This is a genomic window from Rosistilla ulvae (assembly GCF_007741475.1).
Lineage (GTDB): Bacteria > Planctomycetota > Planctomycetia > Pirellulales > Pirellulaceae > Rosistilla > Rosistilla ulvae.
This window is the reverse complement of the sequence record NZ_CP036261.1, coordinates 1127088-1146304: the sequence shown is the minus strand read 5'-3', so window position 1 is coordinate 1146304 and position 19217 is coordinate 1127088. Positions and strand designations below refer to the sequence as shown.

Here is a 19217-nt window from a genome sequence, read left to right as displayed (position 1 = left end):
CCATTGGTATATGGTGTGATTTGGCTAAGGTATCCGATTTGGTTGCCAATTGCTTGATCTGATGACATGAGTCTGCTTGCGCTCGAGATGAAAATGGCCGCTTGCGGTTGTGCGGGTTACACTGCCTGATCGTTTTGGGGCACCCTGCTGCCATTAGTGGGGACCAGAAAAATGGTCGTGCGACGTGAAAATCGCTTAAATTTCCCCACGGTTGCTGAAACTCGCCCGTTTCGGCACCAGATGCCACTTGCAGTGTGCGTTATTTTTCGAGTCGTGGAGCCGACACAAGATAAGTTCTTCGCCCGGTGTCTTACATCTAGCATCCTTGCCCGCTTCTATCCGTTGTTAATATCACTCTAACCGCTCGGCAATGCTGGCCGGCCAATCCTCCCGATCCTTCCATGAACGCAGTCTCTTCGAATCGCCAAGTTGCCCTCGTCACCGGTGCTTCCACAGGCCTTGGCTTTGCTATCGCCCAACGCTTTGCCGACGCCGGTTTTGATGTGGTGATCGTCGGGCGAGATCGCGAGCGAACCGAATCGGCGGCGTCACAAATCACTGGCGATACGCGGATCGTGGCGATGGTCTGCGATGTGATTGATCGCCAGCAAGTCGATCGCCTGATCGACGATGTCCAGCAACAGTTCGGGCGATTGGATGTGTTAGTCAACAACGTCGGGCTCAGCGACCGGGGACTGATCCAGGCCCTCGACGCAGACCGGCTCAACGACTTGTTTAACGCCAACGTCTTCTCCGCGCTGAATTGTTCGCAAGCTGCCTTGCCCCTGCTGGCTCAATCGGGCGGACAGATCGTCAACATCGGATCGCTAGCCGCCAAAGTCGCGCCGCGATATCTCGGTGGCTACGCTGCGGCGAAGCACGCATTGGCGGCGATCACTCAGCAGTTGCGATTGGAATCGCGAACTCTGGGGGTGAACGTGATCCTCATCTCGCCCGGTCCAATCCGCCGCGACGACGCGGGGCATCGCTACAAGGACCGCGTCGGCGACGATCTGCCCGAGAGTGCGAATCGCCCCGCCGGCGGAGCGCGAGTCAAAGGACTCGATCCTATTTATGTGGCCGACCGGATCCTCAAAGCCTGCCGCAAACGATCGACCGATGTGCTGCTGCCCGGCTACCTGCGGCCGATCATCGCGATCGGCCATCTGCTGCCCACTCTGGGGGACCGTATCCTGCTCTGGTTCACTCGCAGCAAAGATTGAGCTCGGTTCTGTCGCGTTTGGCGCGATTTATGCATCTGCTGTGCATTCGTGGTTGAATGTGCCAGTTTTGTCGCGACCGACCTAAACTGACAAAGGGGTTGCCCAGGCAACGCCATGATCGACATTCAGCCAACGAATTAGCAATATGTCGCGGCGGATTAACGCTGCGGATTAGAAAATCCCCGAGTCGCAGGAGGCTCGTTACCGATATGTTCAACTGGAAACTTGGCACTGTTGCTGGCATCCCGATCAACGTCCACGGGACGTTTTGGTTGCTCCCATTATTTGTTCTTTTGACCGCGATGCCCGACGGATCGCTGGCGATGCGCCTCGCAATCCTCTTCTCGGTCTTTGGATGTGTCCTGTTGCACGAACTGGGGCACGCCATGATGGCGCGTCTGTTTGGCGTCGGCACTCGCGACATCACGCTCTATCCGATCGGCGGTGTCGCTCGACTGGACCGCATGCCGCGTAGCCCGTTGGCCGAAGGTGCGATCGCGCTGGCCGGACCTGCCGTGAATCTTGTCATCGCCGCTCTCCTGGTGCCGCTGCTGTTGTTGGCCAGCGGATCGATCGCCAGCACGTTCCTGATGAGCATGATCTACATCAACATCGCCCTGATCGTCTTCAACATGTTGCCGGTCTTCCCGATGGATGGTGGCCGCGTCTTCCGAGCCTTCTTGGGCGCGTTTGTCCCCTACGTTCGCGCGACGCAAATCGCGGCGTCCGTCGGGCAAGTGCTTGCGATCGGGATGGGCGTGGTCGGATTGTTCACCGACGGGATGCTGATCTTCATTGCGATCTTCGCCTATTTTGCCGCCCGCGCCGAACTGGCAATGGTGCAACGCGAAGCGATGGCCGGCGAACCGCAGACCGCCTACGACAGCTGGTCCGATCCGCAACCGCGGCCACAGGCGGCGAAGTCCTCCACGGGACCAGCTCGCCGATCGTACGTGCTGTTGGATCGTAACGGGCAAAAGATTGCAAGTTACTGACTTTCGCATATGCCGCAGTTACAATGGCCGACCTCCCCAACATCGGCCCCCGCCCGCTGCGGCACATTCGAAGGAACACCACGTTGACTCGGCTCCTACCCCTCGTATTCATCCTCAGTTTCCATGCGATCGCTGCGGGGCAAGAGACAGCCCCCGCGGCGATGCCCGCCCAACAAGCCGCTGCCGAAATGAAGCTGCCCGACGGCTTCGGCGCTACGGTTTTCGCAGCCGAACCGGACGTCGTGCAACCGATCGCAATGACGATCGACACGCGTGGGCGACTGTGGGTCGTCGAGTGCACCTCTTATCCCGATTGGCAGGACATCGGCGTCGACCAGGGCAAAGATCGTGTCCTGATTTTTGAAGACACCGATGGCGACGGACGCCACGATCGGCGAACCGTCTTCTTGGACAACGGTCGCAATCTTTCGGGGATCGAAGTCGGATTTGGCGGCGTTTATCTGTGCAGTTCGCCCGACCTGATCTTCATTCCCGATGCCGACGGCGACGACGTTCCCGATGGCCCCGCGGAAACTCTGCTGTCGGGCTTCTCGCTGAAGATGAAGCACAATGTTTTTAACGGCTTGCACTGGGGACCCGATGGCTGGCTGTACGGTATGCACGGCATCCTCGATGTCAGCCAAGTCACCAACTCCGCCAAACCGGACCAACCACCGGTACCGATGACCTGCGGCGTCTGGCGATTCCATCCGACTGAAAAAGCCTTCGAACCCTACAGCGCGGGGAGCACCAACCCGTGGGGCATCGACTGGAATTCAGTCGGCCAAGCCTTCTTCACCAACTGTGTGATCGAACACGTCTTCCATGCGATTCCCGGCGCGCGTTTCAAACGCATGTTTGGCAACGACCTGAATCCCTACACCTTCACGCTGATGGATTCCTGCGCCGACCACATCCACTGGGCCGGCGGTTATTGGAACGTTTCGATCGGCGGCAAACATGACGACGCCGGCGGCGGACACGCCCACTGCGGCGCGATGATCTACCAAGGCGACAACTGGCCGGAGAAGTATCGCGACAAACTGTACACGATCAACATCCACGGGCGGCGAATGAATTGCGATCGGTTGGTCGCATCGCCCGACGGATACGTCGCCAGCCACAACGCCGACTTCATGCAATCGGTCGATCCCTTCTTCCGCGGCGTCGAGATGAAATACGGCCCCGACGGAACCGTTTATGTACTCGACTGGAACGACACCGGCGAGTGCCACGACTTCGTCGACATCCACGTTGAGACCGGGCGGATCTTCAAGATCGCTTACGGCACGCCGCGGCAATGGTCGGGCGACCTGAACGCTCTGCCGGACGATCAATTGCTGGAACTGCAGAACCATGAAAACGCCTGGTTCATGCAGACCGCCCGGCGCGTGCTGCAACATCGTGTTGCCACGCAGCCCAACAACAAACAACTGGCATCGAAAATCGTCCAAGCCTATCGCGATCTGCCCCTTGAAAATTCGCGGCTCAAGCTGCGGATGCTGTGGCTGACCGCCGCCTGTGGTCTCGCCGATCCATCGATCCTGCAAGAGGCGGCTCGCGGCGACATCAACCTGCAAGCCTGGGCGACGCGACTGGCGAGCGAAGATGCTTCGATCGCCGCCGGGACGATCCAAACCGCCAACCAATCCGCCGGCTTGCTGCTGCAAGAACAAGTTGCCGCCGCGATCCGCCGCGACGATGTCTCGATCGAAAACATCACGCCCGAACTGGTTGCGAACATCGCGAACGAAAACCTCCGCAAGCGGTTGCTGCAGTTGATGTGGTATGCGATCGAACCGCGATTCAACGACGAAACGCTGCAACAAGATCCCGCGGCGATCCAGGCTCTGAGCCAACAATACGCGGCCTTTGAACCACCGATCTTGGCCCACTGCATCTCGCAAAAACTGGCAGCGATCGACGCGCACGATCTCGTTCTGACCGTCGCCGCATCGGCCCAGTGCCCACCGGCTTCCAGAGAATCGCTGATCTCGGGACTGCTGGAAGCGCTGCGAGGACGTTCGATCGACGCCCCGCAAGCTTGGTCCGAAGCGCGTGACAGCTTGCTGGATGGATCGATTCAAAGCAATCGACTGGGCTATGAACTGGCGCTCATCTTTGGCGACGCTTCGGCCCGCAAACAACTGGCAGCCGCGCTGACTGGCGAAGCGGACGACGCTCAAAACGCCTTCGACCTGCTGGTCCAGTATTCCGACGCCGACACCGCCTCGGTCGTCCAGCAGGGACTGAAACTGCAGTCGCTGCGCACGCAAGCCCTTCGCGCCCTGGGCAACGTCGAACTTCCCGACACCGCCGCGGAGCTGATCGCCGACTTTGGCAACCTGCCCGCCGACCAACAGACCGCATTGATCGATGCGATGGTCACGCGGAACAGCTACGCCAAACGACTGTTGAGTGCGATCGAAAACAAGCAGGTTCCCGAAACCGTCCTGACGACGTTCGCCGTTGGACAATTGAGTCGCTTGAAAGACAAAGCCGTCCAAGATCAGCTCCGCAAGATCTACGGCACAGTCACCGCAACCGACGCGACACGCAACCGCCAGATCGACCAGATGAAGCGGATGCTGACCGAAGACGCGATCGCGGGGGCGGACCTGCATGCAGGCAAGCAGGTCTTTGTGCAGAAGTGTGCGACCTGCCATAAGCTGTTAAACGAAGGAGGCACGATCGGTCCGGATCTTACCGGCGGTCAACGCAAGAGCGTCGAATACTTCTTGGAAAACGTGATCTCGCCGAACACATTGGTCCCGATGGCTTACAAGATGAGCACGATCGAAACGATCGACGGACGCGTGCTGGCCGGCGTGATCGAATCGCAGGATGACCAACGCGTGGTTCTGCAGACGCCAAAAGAAAAGATCACGCTCGCCAAAGACGATATCGAAGAGATCACGGCGACCGGAGTTTCGCTGATGCCCGAAGGACTGCTGGACGACTTAACGCACCAACAGATCATCGATCTGTCGGCCTACTTCCAGTCCGACTTCACTCCAGTGCAGTGATCGGAACACTTCCCCCTCCCCAAACGCAGTTTGCAGGGGAGGGTCGAACGAGCGAAGCAAAGTTCGGGGAGGGGAGTCCGAGAGGTAAATCCCGGCCGGTCGATCGGTGCCGGTACGCCCTCCCCAAAAAACTCGCTAAACGCTTGTTTTTTGACCCTCCCAGCTCCGCCGGGCGGGTGAAGCTGGACGTCGCCGGCAGCACTTCCCCCTCCCCCAAACGCAGTTTGCGGGGGAGGGTCGAACGAGCGAAGCAAAGTTCGGGGAGGGGAGTTCTTGAGTCAAATCCCGGCCGGTTGATCGGTGCTGGTAGGCCCTCCCCAAAAAACTCGCTAAACGCTAGTTTTTTGACCCTCCCAGCTTCGCCGGGCGGGTGCAGTTGGACGTCGCCGGCAGCACTGCACCCTTCCCCAAACGCAGTTTGCGGGGGAGGGTCGAACGAGCGGAGCGATGTTCGGGGGAGGGGAGTTCTTGAGTCAAATCCCGGCCGGTCGATGGTTGCTGGTAAGCCCTCCCCGAAAAACTCGCTAAACGCTTGTTTTTCGACCCTCCCAGCTTCGCCGGGCGGGTGAAGTTGGACGTCGCCGGCAGCACTTCACCCTCCCCAAACGCAGTTTGTAGGGGAGGGTCGAACGAGCGAAGCGATGTTCGGGGAGGGGAGTTCGAAAGGTAAAGCCGCGACGCTTGGTCATCAAAGTAAGCCCTCCCCGAAAAACTTCGCTAAACGCTTGTTTTTCGACCCTCCCAGCTTCGCCGGGCGGGTGCAGGCTGCGCCAGTCGCGATCAGGGCGACAGGTAGCGGAAGAAATTCCGAATCGGTTGGTTCGGAACGTAGACTGTCGGTTGGCCGATGATTCCTCGACCGACTTGAACGTTTGGATAAGGCGACCCCAAGGCGACAATGGGTCGGTATCCCGCGTTGTTCGGCGAGTAGGCGTTGGGAGCCATGTCCGGCGTGATGACCGGTGGCGTGTAGGTGTTCGGCGGCACGTAAACCTGTGGTGAGACGGCACTTGTCTGCGCGACGTTTCCGCAATCCCAAGCTCCGCCGGCGGTCCAAGTCGATGCTGGCGAAATGGCTGGGCTGGTCCCCATCGAAGCAAACGGCTGCCCCGAGACCTGTTGCTGTGGCAGCGGATATTGCTGCTGCGGTTGAGGATACAACGTCTGCGGGTAAGTCGGCTGCGTCTGACCGTACTGCGGCTGCGCTAAGGTTGGCGGCGGAGCGATACTTGGAGCGATCGGCTGCTGCGGATTTTGAAAGTTCTGCGGCGGTTGCCCCTGAACCGACAAATTCTGCTGATTCTGGAACGGGTTCGCGGGGCCTTGAGCCTGACCACCGGGGAGTGCCGGTTGCGCGAGCTGCTGTTGATCGCCAGGCACTTGATAAGCGGTCTGCTGGATCGGGCTCGGCTGCACAGGATACTGCTGCGCCGGGTATTGGCCCACCTGAGCACTGGCGACATTCACCGGCGGGGCAGGCTGCGGATTGGACTGAAAACCGCGCGGGCGATACCGATCGACGATGCTCGGCGCATCGATTGGACGAATCGCGCTGGACGGATTGGCTTGCGCGGCGGGAGCCACGTTGCGCGAACCCCATGCGTCTTGAGCGTATTGCCCGACCGCAACGCCTTGCAGCAGCAGCAGCGTGGTTGCGAGTAGTGTCAGTGGGTTTCGAGCAATCATCCTCATCCTCCAATCGGCATTCCTGTGCGAGCGAACATCGCTTGTAAATCGCATCGTTATCTTTCGGCAATGCCAATCGAAAGACAAGGCTAGCATATCTCGGCTCGATCGATCGCCCAACGCCAACGGCCGCGCGTACAATCCGAACCGCAAACGTGCTATCATGCCCTCTGTTTGCGAGAGTTTCGCCAGTCGGCGGTGACGTTCTTCAGCCATCCAGCACGCGGATGCTTGTCTCGCGATAGGGGCTCACCCCCGCAGGACAGTTTTTCAGTCCTTCAGTTTTTGTCTGAACCGGAACCGCGTGTGACCAAGCCCGACCAACCACCGTCCCCCATCGCCCGTGCGATCGCGATGTTCACGCTTATCGTGGCTGGGGAAGCTGTCTTCTTTTTGCCGTTTGTACTGCCTCGGGTCTTTAGGCCGACTCTGCTGGAAGTCTTTCAGCTGACGAACCTCGAACTGGGGATCGCGTTTTCGCTGTACGGCGTGGTGGCGATGATCGCCTATTTCCCCGGCGGCCCGCTGGCGGACATGTTCTCGGCACGCAAGCTGATGGCCGTGGCACTGCTAGCGACCGCCGCTGGCGGCTTGCTGCTAGCATCGATCCCTTCGCTCGGCGGGCTCAAACTGCTCTACGGTTTCTGGGGTGCCACCACGATCCTGCTGTTTTGGGCACCGTTGATTCGAGCGACACGAGCCTGGGGCGGCGCGATGCTCCCCGGCCGCGCCTTCGGATTCCTCGACGGAGGACGTGGCCTCGTCGCCGCCGCGATTGGCAGCGGAGCAGTGGCGTTGTTCGCGCTGTTGATGCCCGAAGATGTCCAAACGGCATCCGCGGCTCAACGAACCCACGCCTTCCAACAAGTCGTCTACCTGTTCACAGGGATCACGCTGGCCGCCGCGGTGCTGGTCTGGTTCGCATTGCCGCGGCAGGGAGAACCGTCGGATCCAATCGAACTCAAACGCCCGTTGGGTGCGGTCCGCCGCGTGCTAAAGATGCCGACGGTGTGGCTGCAAGCGATCGTTGTCGTCAGTGCCTACGTCGGCTACAAGGGCCTCGACAATATCTCGCTCTACGCGCACGAGGTGCTGGAGTTCGACGAAGTGCAAGCAGCTCAGGTCGGCACGCTTTCGATGTGGATGCGTCCTGTGGCAGCAGTCGCCGCGGGCCTGCTAGCCGATCGCTTTGGCGTCGCCCGACTGACGATCTTGAGCCTGCTGGGATTCGGAATCGGCAGCGGCATGTTGGCCGTCGGAGCTTTCCCGCCGGGCATGTCGATGTTCTTCTTCGCCACGATGATCAGCACCAGCGCCTGCGTTTTCGCACTGCGAGGACTCTACTTCGCCATGATGGAAGAAGGACGCGTGCCGTTTGGCGACACGGGCTGCGCGGTCGGCATCGTCTCAGTCATCGGCTTCACGCCCGACGTCTTCATGGGACCTTGGATGGGCATCCTGTTGGATCGCTGGCCGGGAGAACTTGGCCACCAATACTTCTTCGCATCCCTTGCGGTCGCCGCCACGATCGGGCTGATCGCATCGATCGCCTTCTGGCGAATCGTCCGCCGCTGGAACGAAGCCTAGCGCGAGCCCATCTGGTAAGCAGGTCGTATTGTATTTTTTCGTTTAACCGCGTGCCCATCGGGCCGTGCGGCCCTGAAAAACGCGGGGCGATTCCCACGCGGTTAAACTAGGAAATTACCTGCTTGCTGCTTAACGAGAACTAAAGCTGCACCTGCATGCTGCTCATCTGCTGCTGGCACAGCGCGATCGCAAGCGCGTCGGCGACGTCGGGCGGCTCGGGAACGGTCGCCAAATTCAACTGCAACTTCACCGCCATCTGCATCTGATCTTTGGGAGCGTGGCCGTTGCCGGTCATCATCCGCTTGACCCTGGTCGCTTCGAAGCTCTCGATCGCGATCCCCGCTTGCGCCGCCAGCAGACAGATCACACCGCGAGCATGCCCCATCAAGATCGCTGTCTGCGGACGCTTGTAGTGCGAATAGAGTTGTTCCAGCGCAAGCACGCTTGGTTTATGGGCGGCGATGACTTCGCCCAAACCTTCGTGCAGATCCAACAGACGCCGTTCCAACGACGCCTTGGCTTTGGTGCGGATGATCCCCGCTTCCAGCAGTTCGATCCCAGCGGCGGTCGAGCGGATCACGCCGTAGCCGGTGATGTTCAGTCCGGGATCGACCCCCAGGATCGCGCCGCCAGTCGACCCGCCGGCAGCGACCTTTCCCTTTACTTTTGCATTTCCCACGACGTACCTTCCTTGCCATCCAACAACGCCACGCCGATTGCGGCCAAACGGTCGCGGATCGCATCGGAGGTCGCGAAGTCTTTGTTGCTGCGTGCTTCCTTGCGGAGTTCGATCAACACGCCAACCAACTGGTCGGCCAAGCCGTTGTCGTCGTCGCCGCCAGCCGCCTTCGGTGGCCGCTTTCCAAACAATCCCAACAACCCGGTCAGTTCACGTAGCACCAAGACGCTCTTGATGAAGTCGGGGTTGGCGATCTTGGCCGAATCGAGCCACGCCAAAAACTCTTCGACTGTCGCATCCTCGGGAACCTGCTGCGCCGCCGCTTGCTCGGGCAACTTGATCGCGGTGGCTTGCTTGTTCAATGCCCGCACGATATCGAACAACTGGCTCGACGCCGCTCCGGTATTGAAGTCGTCGTCCATCGCTTCGCGGTATTTGTCGCGGCAGGCCAAGACAGCTTTCAGATCGGCGTCGTCCCCCGAAATTAGATCGCCTTGAGTTCGCGATCGGGCGGTTGGAAGATCGTAGAACGCGATTCCGGTTCCTTTCTCGAAGCGATCGAAGAAGCGATAGAAGCCTTCCAAGGCCGTCGCCGCTTCCTGCAATCCCTCTTCGCCGAAAATGATCGTCGACCGGTAGTGCGATCGCAACAAGAAGAACCGGATCCGTTCGCCGGTGTGGCGCCGGATCTGATCGGCCAAACCGCCGGCACCTTTGCTGCGCGAGATCTTCCCGGCAGCTTGCTCTTCGATCGATTCCGCCGTTTCGCCCGCCGCTTCCTTCTCACGTTCGCTGCGTCCGCCCAGCTTGCCCGCGTCGCCGCCAGCTCGCATCAGCCCATTGTGCATCCAATATTTAACCATCGGCGAACCGTGGCAACAGCTGCTTTGAGCTCGTTCGTTTTCGTGATGCGGGAACATCAGATCCAGCCCGCCGCCGTGGATGTCGAACGTTTCGCCCAGATAATAATGACTCATCGCCGAGCATTCGATGTGCCAGCCCGGACGGCCTTTTCCCCAAGGGCTGTCCCAACAGGGTTCGCCTTCGCGAGCCGACTTCCAGAGTGCAAAGTCCGCTGCGGAACGCTTCTTGGCCGCCGCTTCGCCGCCGGCTCCCTGTTGATCGTCGGGCGATCGATTCGACAGCTGGCCGTAACCGCTGTCGCGAGCCACGTCGAAGAAGACATCGCCATCGCTGGCATACGCGAAGCCCTTCGACTCCAGCGACTGGATGAAGCCGATGATGTCGTCCATGTGGTCGGTCGCGCGAGGCAGGTAATCGATCTGATTCACGCCCAGCTCTTTCAAGTTCGCCATGTAATCGGCAGTCATCTCGACGGCGATCTGGCTCATCGGCACCTCGCGTCGGCGCGATTCGGCGATCAATTTGTCGTCGACGTCGGTGATGTTCACGACCCACGTGACGTCAAAACCGCTGTAGGCGAGATAGCGTTTGATCGTATCGAAGATCACCGGGCCGACCATGTGGCCGATGTGAGCTTCCTTGTAGACAGTCGGCCCGCACAAATACATCCCGACCTTGGGAGGGTGAACCGGCGCAAAGGGTTCTTTGGTTTTCGACAGAGTGTTGTAAACGCGAATCTCAGCCATGGTAGTGTCGGAGCCCGAGTGGGAGCGGGAAGGCCAAACAGTCGATCAAACGGAAACCGCGATCGAGTGAAAACATCAATGATGCGGCGATTATAGAGAATCGCCCCCGATTGGGCAGCCCGGACTTTCGCCAGCCCCCATCGATGCGGTCGCGAGCCGCCGCGGCGGATTCTCTAGCTGCGATACAGCAACGCCACGCAGCGGGCTTCGATCGCTTCCTGGCGTCCGACCGGGCCGACGTGTTCGCCCGTCTTCCCCTTAATGCCGACGCTGTCGACCGAAATTGCAAGGATTTCCGCGATCCGAGCACAGATCGCTGCGGCGTGTGGCGAGATCTTGGGCTGCTGAGCTCGGACGACACAGTCGAGATTCACGATCTCCCAACCGGCGGCGCGAACGCGCCGCATCGCCTCCGCTAGCATTTCCCCACTGTCGCGATCCTTGTTCTCCGGATCGGTGTCGGGATACATCCGGCCGATATCGCCCAGCGACGCGGCTCCCAACAGCGCGTCGGTGATCGCATGCAGCAGCACGTCGGCGTCGCTGTGACCGATCAGCCCGCGGTCCCAGGGGATCTCGACACCTCCCAGCAGAAACGGCCGCGCGGGGCCAATCCGGTGGGTGTCGTATCCCAGACCAATCCGTAGGGCAGGGGGGGAAGCTTGATTCATGAGTTACTGGCAAAATGACAAGGAACAACAACCGGCGATTCGATCGGGCAGCGTGCCGGGCGGCGATCGCTCCGCCAACCGCCAATCGCGGCGGATCGGACTTCGGTTTAGAATACCGCAGCCGACCGGTCCCACGAATCACATCATCCGACAATCGACGACACCCAATGCCTATCATCGAGATCGAGCAGCTTACCAAGTCTTACCGTGTTTACAAGAAACAGGAAGGGCTGATGGCCAGCGTGCGCGGCCTGTTTCATCGCGAGTACCGCGAGGTGGAGGCGGTTCGATCGATCGACCTGACCGTTGACGAGGGGGAATTTGTCGCGTTCCTGGGCCCCAACGGTGCCGGCAAAACGACGACGCTGAAGCTGCTCTCGGGCGTGATCAACCCGACCTCGGGGACGGCTCGCGTGATGGGCTACACGCCCTGGCAACGAGAAAATGGCTACCGCCGCCGCTTCGCACTGGTCATGGGGCAGAAGAACCAACTGTGGTGGGACCTTCCCGCTCAAGAATCCTACCGCCTGCATCAACAGATCTATCGCATCGATCAAAACGCGTTTCAGCGAACGTTGGATGAATTGACCGACCTGTTGGACGTCCGACGCTTGCTGGGCCAACCGGTCCGTGAACTTTCGCTGGGCGAGCGGATGAAGATGGAATTGATCGCGGCGCTGCTGCACAACCCCGACGTGCTCTTCCTGGACGAACCAACGATCGGGCTGGACGTTGTCGCTCAACACAACATCCAACAATTTCTGCGGCACTATCAGCAGGAGAAGCGGACGACGGTGCTGTTGACCAGTCATTACATGAAGGACATCATCGCGCTCTGCCAACGCGTGGTGATCATCGCTTCGGGGCAGATCAAATACGACGGCTCGTTGACCGGGATCGTCGATGCGTTCAGTGGATCCAAGGTGGTCACGCTGCAGTTTGCCGAAGGACACCAACCGGGCGACCTAACGAACATCGGCGAAGTCCTGTCGATCGACCTGCCCAAAGCGAAGATCAAGATCGCGCGGACCGACATTCCCAAGCGACTGGCGGCGGCGCTCAACGAGCATCCGATCGACGATGTGGTCGTCGAAGACCCGCCGCTGGAGGATGCGATCGCCGACATGTTCAATCGCGTTCGCGACGAAGAGAAGCAAGCGATGGCAGCGACCGCCGCCGATTCCCAATAGCCTCATATCGCACCGCTGCAATCCGTCCGAACCCGATCGCACCGCTCGCCACCCTGCCAAAGAACCGCTAGCATGTCCACCGCAACACAATCGACCTCACCGCTCACCCAACGCCTGAAGACCTGGTGGATGATCGTGCGGATCTCGCTAGAGGAACGCCTGGTCTATCGAGGCGATTTTGCGCTCGGCACGCTGATGCGATTCCTGCCGATCATCACGCAGATCTTTTTGTGGTCGGCGGTCTTTGCATCGATGGCGAAACCGGGAGAAGAGACGACGTTTGGCGGTTTCCGCTTCCACGACATGGTCGCTTATTATTTGATCACCATGGTCGCTCGGGCGTTCAGCAGCATGCCGGGCTTATCGAGCGGGATCGCGAGGCAGATCCGCGACGGCGAGATCAAGAAGTTCATGATCCAACCGATCGATCTGTTGGGCTTCCTGCTGCTGGGCCGCGTCGCCCACAAAGTCGCCTACTATTCAGTCGCCACGCTGCCCTTTGTGCTCGTCTTCTTTTTATGCCGCAGCTATTTTGTCGACGGCTGGCCCGATCCGACGATCATCGCCGCCTTTGCCGCCACGCTCGTGATGGGCTTCTTGATCGGGTTCTTCTTAGAAGCGGCGATCGGCTTGATCGGGTTCTGGTTCCTCGAAGTCAGCTCGCTTCTGTTCATCTACATGCTGTTCAGCTTCTTCCTGTCGGGCCACATGTTCCCGATCACGCTACTGCCGGACGAAATCGAATGGTTCGTCCAGCTACTGCCGCTGAAATACCTCGCCTACTTCCCCGCCGCGGTCTTCTTAGGCAAGATCCCGCCCGATGAACTCGGGCAGGAATTACTGATCGAAGCCGGCTGGGTCGTCTTCCTAATCATCGTCTGCCGAGTCATGTACGCCCGCGGCGTCCGCCGCTACAGCGGCTTCGGCGGCTAAACCGACCGAACCCGCCAAACTGCACAGGTCGCGATGAATTACTTCATCATTTCCATCACGACGGGCAAGACCTTTTCTTTGACCGATTCGATGTTCCCTTCGATGAATGCGCCGGCTGCGGCTTTGTGACCGCCGCCGCCGAAGACGCGAGCGGCTTCGTTGCAGTTCATTTCGCAGCGACTGCGGAAGCTCAACTTGAAGCCTCCCTTCAGCTGTTCGATCATGATCACAGCGGCGTCGGTGCCGGCAATCGCAAGCGTTAGGTTGATCGCATCCTCGGTGTCGCTAGGCAACGCGCCGGTCTTCTCAAAGTCTTCAGCCAGAACCCAGGTGTAGACCAATCGGCCGCCGAGTTCCGCTGTGGTTCGCGACAAAATTCGGCCGCGCAATTTCACTCGGCCCAACGTGTCGCGTTCGTACAGATCGCCGTAGATCTCCGTCGGCGACGCGCCCGCGTCGACCAAGCGAGCGATGCAGCGGTAGGTGTCGGCGCTGGTCGAACTGAAGCGGAACCAACCGGTATCGGTTGCGATCGCTGCGTACAACGGCATCGCCATCTTCTTCGTCAACGGCACGCCCAAGGCGTCGGCAGCTTGAACGACCAAGTGACCGGTCGCTTCGGCGCTGGTGTCCTTGAACAACAACGCTCCCATATCGTCTTCACCCAGGTGATGATCGACGATCAATTTGTCGGCGCGGGTCTCTTCGACAACTTGAGCCATCGCCCCCAATTGAGCCCAGGCGCTGGTGTCCAAGACCATGATGCAGTCGGTCTGAATGTCTTCGGCTTCAACATGTCGACGCAGGACTTCGATGTTCCCCGCAGGATCTAAGAACTGCAGACCGGGAGGCGTATCGTGGGCGTTGATGATCCGCACCTTCTTGCCGACCGCTCGCAGCACCTCCGCCATTCCCAACTCGCTCCCCAACGCATCGCAATCGGGGCGGATGTGGCTGGTTAAAACAAAGTTCTCGTAGTGGGCGATGGTGTCTTTGAACTTCTTCCAATTGACGGGCATGCGAAGGTCCGATCGTGTACTTAGATTGAGATGGAAATGGATGACAGGGCAGCGAGGGAATCACGAGAGCGGTTCGTTCCGAACCGTCGCGATGTCGCGCCCCAGTTGATTGCGAAGGTCATCGACAGAGGCGAACTTGACGATGCCACGGACTCGCCGGTTGAATTGGACTTCCAGTCTTTCGCCGTACAAATCACCCGTGAAATCTAACAGATGGACCTCGACTTTGCATTGGCCCTCGTCAAATGTCAAGTTTGGACCGATGTGAATCGCCGCACGATACGGAGTTTCGTTCACCCAAGTCTGCCCGGCATAGACCCCCGCCGCTGGCGCAAGGACCTGCAAATCGGAGAGATTCGCCGTCGGAAAACCGAGCCCCGCTCCACGCTGTGACCCCACAGCGACTAGGCCCGAGATTCGATAGGGTGCGGTCAGCATCGCGTTGGCCGCTTCGATCTGTCCGTCGGCGATCGCCGCCCGAACCATCGTGCTGGAAACCATCTGACCTTGATTATCCAAGGGTTCGACGATCCGCAGCGGGATCGCGGCACCCTGGCACAATTGGCCCAGCATCGCGACGTCCCCTTGGCGATCTTTGCCGAAGTAGAAGTTCGGCCCTTCGGCCATCGCCTGGCAATCCAACCGATCGCGGATCACCAGCTGAAAAAAATCGGTCGCCGAAAGCCCCAGCAGTTCCGCGGTCGGACGGCAAGCGATCACGCGATCGACTCCCAGCCGATACAGCAGATCGGCGCGGCGCTCGATCCAGGTCAGCGGGACCGGTGCGCGGTCGGGTCGCAGCAGCGAAGCGGGATGCGGATCGAAGGTCAGCACCACCGCCGGGCCGCCTACTTCATCGGCCAACTGACGCAATTGTTTCAGCAGAACCGCATGCCCACGGTGAACGCCATCGAAATTGCCGATGCTGATGGCACCTCCTCGAGCAACTTGCGATGCCTGATCGAGATCACGAATCAATGTCACAGATTTATCAATGTCCGTCGGAGGCCAGAACAGGGGAGGGGAGGGCGGTTAAAAACGCCGATCGATTATGCACTGCGAAGCGGTCGATGCCCACCGCCCACCGTTTGATCGCGGAAATTGCAGCTTATTGATCCGACAGCGACATGAACGCCGCGGGCAAATGCAGCAACAGATCGCTGGCCGACAGACTGATCTGCCCCACCGCTTCGGCAGCCAAATCGCCCGCCCGGCCGTGGACGAAGACACCCAGATGAGCAGCTTCGAAAACCGCCAGGCCTTGAGCCAACAGGCCGCACAAAACGCCCGTCAGCACGTCGCCACTACCGCCGCTGGCCATCCCCGGATTGCCCGTCGAATTGTGAACCGATTTCTTGCCGTCGGTGACAAACGTCTTCGATCCCTTCAAGACGATCGTCGCACCGGTCGCCTTGCCCGTCTCGACCGCCGCGGCCTCCTGAGCCTTCCGATCGCTGGCCGCCACGCCACTCAACCGCTCCCATTCGCCCGGATGAGGCGTCAGGATCATCCGCGGGGCGAGCATCGATTTCCAGTCGTCGCACTGCGACAAACAATTCAGGGCATCGGCATCGAAGACCAACGGCTTGTCGCTCTCCTGCGAACACAACGTCTTCACGATCCCCTCAGCTCCAGCGCCCGTTCGCATCCCCGGACCGCAGCCGAAGACTGTCGCCGATTCGGAAAGCTGGGCGACTCGCGACGCGGCTAGCTCATAAAAACCCTTGAGGTCATCGGGAAGCGCGACCGTCATATAACAGCGGTCATATCCAGCGACGGTTTCCAGGCAGCGGCGCGGAACCGCCACCGTCACCAACCCGGCTCCCGATCGAATCGACGCGCTCGCCGACAGCGAAATCGAACCGGCCATTCCGGGCGAACCGCCGATCAGCAAGACTCTGCCGTAGTCGCCTTTATGGCTGTCGGCGTCGCGAGGTGCCAGTTGGGGCAGGGCAGGGGAGCGGGTTGTCATTTCATTCACCATCGGATTGCGGAGGGACTTGTTGACCGCAGGCGATCAGCCCGGCGACGTAGCCACCTTTGAAGCCGGCATCGATGTTCACCACCGAAACGTTCGACGCACAACTTGTTAACATAGACAACAACGCGGTGATACCGCCCAGCGACGCACCATATCCAACGCTGGTCGGGACCGCGATCACGGGATACGGAACGTGCCCGGCGACCACGCTCGGCAAAGCCCCTTCCATCCCCGCGACAACAACCGCCGCGGCGCAACCTTCCAGCGCCGGCAGACTGGCCAGCAACCGCTGCGGCCCGGCGACGCCGATGTCGGTCAGCACGCGAAACGGAACGCGCATCCAGGTCAACGTCTCGGCCACCTCTTCGGCAACCGCCGCATCGGTGCTGCCGGCGGTGACGACAGCGATCGGGCGAAGCGGCGACGACGATTCGTCGACAACCGCCAACGCCTCGGCCGTCCGAGCGATCCGCAGCGTCCGGGCCTGGGGGGAGTAATGCATCTGCCAGTGGGGAACCTGGATCTCGGCAAAAACTTCGGCGGCCAAGCGGGTGACCAGCACCGAGGGGCTCAGTTCGAGCAGCTTTTCGGCGACGCGGACGATCAAATCAGCCGGCTTCCCCTCGCCATAGATGACTTCGCCGAACCCGCAGCGGGCCTTGCGACCGCGATCGACCGTCGCTCCGTCGATCGCTTCGATCTCTCGCGACGCCAACGATTGCTCGGCCTGCTCGATGGAGATCTCTCCAGCGGCTAGGGATCGCAGTAATTCGGAAATTGGCTTCATGTTTTGAATAAGGTCCGCTTGTCAGGGCAGGGCAATGGGAAGCACAATGTGCTGGATAAACGCCGTAAATCGCAATCAATCGTGGCTGTGGCCGGGCAAACCGAAACCAAGGTGGTCCCGACACTGGCCCGAAGAACAATTAAAATCGCGATCGATCGCTGCGGACCCGGCTCTCGTTTATTTGGTCCGCCAACATCTGACGCCTCTTAGAAAGCATAACGAATCATGAAAAGCTGTGTATTGGCATACTCCGGCGGTCTCGATACATCGGTCATCTTAGGCTGGCTGCAAGATCAGGGATACGAAGTTCACGCGGTCTACGTCGACCTGGGTCAACCTTGCGAAGACCGCGCTGCGACGCTGAAGAAGGCTCAAGATGCGGGAGCCAAATCGGCTCGGATCGTCGACGTTCGCGAAGAATTGTGCCGCGACTTCGCTTTCCCCGTCCTGTCGTGGCAAGCTAAATACGAGAGTATCTATCTGCTGGGCACCTCGATCGCCCGACCGTTGATCAGCAAAGTCATGCTGGAAGTCGCTCGCGAAGTCGGCGCGACAGCTTACGCTCACGGCGCCACCGGCAAGGGAAACGACCAATGCCGCTTCCAATTGGCTGCCGAAGCCTTGGACCCATCGATCGAGATGATCGCCCCTTGGCGAATCAAAGAGTTCCGCGACCTGTTCCCAGGCCGCACCGAATTGATCGCCTACTGCGAAGAGAAGGGGATCCCGGTTAAAGCGTCGTCGGCGAAGCCGTACAGCAGTGACGAAAACGTACTGCACATCAGCTACGAAGCGGGCCAACTGGAAGACTTGACTGTCAACGGTGTCGAACTTGTCGACTTCGGCATGACCGTCAGCCCGCAAGCGGCACCCGACAACCCCGAAGAGGTCACGATCGACTTCGAAGCTGGCGTCCCGATCGCTCTAAACGGCAAGAAAGTCAGCGCCCTGGAGATGGTCGAATCGTTGAACGAGATCGGCGGACGCAACGGCATCGGGCGGATCGACATGATCGAAAATCGATTTGTCGGAATGAAGAGCCGCGGAGTCTATGAAGCTCCCGGCATGACGGTCCTGTACGACGCGTTGTTAAACATCGAACAACTGACCCTCGATCGCGATCTGGTTCGCTTGCGCGACAAACTGGCCGTCGAAGTCTCCGAAATGGTCTACTACGGCTTTTGGTACACACCGAAATTTGATGCCCTGTTGGCCTTCATCAACGAAGCGCGCAAGCCGGTCACCGGTAGCGTCACGCTGCAGTTGTACAAAGGGAACATCATCGTCAGCAGCCGCCAGAGCCCGAACAGCTTGTACGACGAAGAGATCGCAACCATGGAAGGTGGCGGATCGTACAACCAAGACGACGCCGAAGGCTTCCTGCGAATCCACGGCCTGCCCAGCCGAGTTCAAGGCCGCGTCTCGCCACGCCCGTATTAAGACATACCGCAGGCACTTCGCGCCCGCAATCGCGGGCGCTCCTACTGAGCTCGCCACAGAACCCCGAACGCCTGGACAGCCGTCCAAGGCGTTGCGCTGAATGGCGGAACATCAAAAGTCGCCACGCGACATCTAAATGCTCACCGTCGCACTCTACGGCCAACATCTGCCGAGAACGTGTGCGCCCCACACACGCTACAAACCGCCCGCACAGTCCAGGGTTCAGCCGGGATTGCCAATCTGCGGCAGCTCAAGTGAATCCACCGGCGCAACACATGCCCGCCCGACGACTCTCGCCACAGCAAATGTTCGCTCTACGCATGTTGTAGCGATTGCGATAGGCGTCCCGAGGGAAAAGTGCCCACCAATGATGTCGAACCCACCCCTTGG

The 19217-nt window shown here is 59.9% G+C and carries 15 protein-coding genes; 7 read left to right on the top strand and 8 right to left on the bottom strand.

Annotation, left to right across the window (positions count from 1 at the left end):
• Window positions 1–401: 401 nt before the first annotated feature.
• From EC9_RS04185 to EC9_RS04175, 3 genes are all read left to right on the top strand, one after another.
• A complete protein-coding gene (locus EC9_RS04185; protein WP_145342631.1) occupies window positions 402–1223 on the top strand; it encodes an SDR family NAD(P)-dependent oxidoreductase in 822 nt (273 codons plus the stop codon).
• Window positions 1224–1546: 323 nt separating this feature from the next.
• Window positions 1547–2218 (top strand): site-2 protease family protein, encoded by a 672-nt coding sequence (locus tag EC9_RS04180; protein WP_218934580.1) that lies wholly within the window; start codon window positions 1547–1549, stop codon window positions 2216–2218.
• Between the two features lie 83 nt (window positions 2219–2301).
• A complete protein-coding gene (locus EC9_RS04175; RefSeq protein ID WP_218934579.1) occupies window positions 2302–5244 on the top strand; it encodes a PVC-type heme-binding CxxCH protein in 2943 nt (980 codons plus the stop codon).
• Between the two features lie 780 nt (window positions 5245–6024).
• Here the strand turns inward: EC9_RS04175 and EC9_RS04170 are convergent.
• Window positions 6025–6930: a hypothetical protein gene (locus EC9_RS04170; RefSeq protein ID WP_145342625.1), complete on the bottom strand. Its 906-nt coding sequence runs from the start codon at window positions 6928–6930 to the stop codon at window positions 6025–6027.
• A gap of 306 nt (window positions 6931–7236) precedes the next feature.
• Here EC9_RS04170 and EC9_RS04165 point away from each other — a divergent pair, with 306 nt between their 5' ends.
• Window positions 7237–8517: an MFS transporter gene (locus EC9_RS04165; RefSeq protein ID WP_246105953.1), complete on the top strand. Its 1281-nt coding sequence runs from the start codon at window positions 7237–7239 to the stop codon at window positions 8515–8517.
• Window positions 8518–8656: 139 nt separating this feature from the next.
• On the opposite strand, the gene ruvC is transcribed toward EC9_RS04165, so the two are convergent.
• From ruvC to ispF, 3 genes are all read right to left on the bottom strand, one after another.
• Window positions 8657–9196 (bottom strand): crossover junction endodeoxyribonuclease RuvC, encoded by a 540-nt coding sequence (gene ruvC / locus EC9_RS04160; protein ID WP_246105952.1) that lies wholly within the window; start codon window positions 9194–9196, stop codon window positions 8657–8659.
• Window positions 9178–10806: a cysteine--tRNA ligase gene (cysS, locus tag EC9_RS04155; RefSeq protein WP_145342623.1), complete on the bottom strand. Its 1629-nt coding sequence runs from the start codon at window positions 10804–10806 to the stop codon at window positions 9178–9180. The genes ruvC and cysS overlap by 19 nt, the downstream gene beginning before the upstream one ends.
• Window positions 10807–10979: 173 nt before the next feature.
• The gene (gene ispF / locus EC9_RS04150; RefSeq protein ID WP_145342621.1) at window positions 10980–11477 is read right to left on the bottom strand and encodes a 2-C-methyl-D-erythritol 2,4-cyclodiphosphate synthase; all 498 of its coding nucleotides are present in this window, start codon (window positions 11475–11477) and stop codon (window positions 10980–10982) included.
• 167 nt (window positions 11478–11644) lie between these two features.
• Between ispF and EC9_RS04145 the strand changes: the two genes are divergently transcribed.
• Both EC9_RS04145 and EC9_RS04140 read left to right on the top strand, forming a co-directional pair.
• Window positions 11645–12667 carry an ABC transporter ATP-binding protein gene (locus tag EC9_RS04145; protein ID WP_145118089.1) on the top strand — a complete coding sequence of 341 codons (1023 nt, stop codon included), beginning with the start codon at window positions 11645–11647 and terminating at the stop codon, window positions 12665–12667.
• Between the two features lie 72 nt (window positions 12668–12739).
• Entirely contained in the window at window positions 12740–13600 is an 861-nt protein-coding gene (locus EC9_RS04140; RefSeq protein ID WP_145342619.1) for an ABC transporter permease, read from the top strand.
• Between the two features lie 38 nt (window positions 13601–13638).
• Here the strand turns inward: EC9_RS04140 and EC9_RS04135 are convergent, their stop codons facing one another.
• The 4 genes from EC9_RS04135 to larB all read right to left on the bottom strand — a co-directional run bounded on the left by EC9_RS04135 (window position 13639) and on the right by larB (window position 17387).
• Entirely contained in the window at window positions 13639–14619 is a 981-nt protein-coding gene (locus EC9_RS04135; protein WP_145342617.1) for a DHH family phosphoesterase, read from the bottom strand.
• Window positions 14620–14679: 60 nt separating this feature from the next.
• Complete coding sequence (gene ribF / locus EC9_RS04130; RefSeq protein WP_145342615.1) at window positions 14680–15603, bottom strand: riboflavin biosynthesis protein RibF; 924 nt, start codon at window positions 15601–15603, stop codon at window positions 14680–14682.
• Window positions 15604–15727: 124 nt separating this feature from the next.
• Complete coding sequence (locus EC9_RS04125) at window positions 15728–16591, bottom strand: NAD(P)H-hydrate dehydratase (protein ID WP_218934578.1); 864 nt, start codon at window positions 16589–16591, stop codon at window positions 15728–15730.
• Window position 16592: 1 nt separating this feature from the next.
• Complete coding sequence (gene larB / locus EC9_RS04120; protein WP_145342611.1) at window positions 16593–17387, bottom strand: nickel pincer cofactor biosynthesis protein LarB; 795 nt, start codon at window positions 17385–17387, stop codon at window positions 16593–16595.
• Window positions 17388–17612: 225 nt separating this feature from the next.
• On the opposite strand from larB, the gene EC9_RS04115 reads away from it, so the two are divergent.
• On the top strand, window positions 17613–18827 hold the full coding sequence (locus EC9_RS04115; protein ID WP_145342609.1) for an argininosuccinate synthase: 1215 nt from the start codon (window positions 17613–17615) through the stop codon (window positions 18825–18827).
• The last annotated feature ends 390 nt before the right edge of the window (window positions 18828–19217 follow it).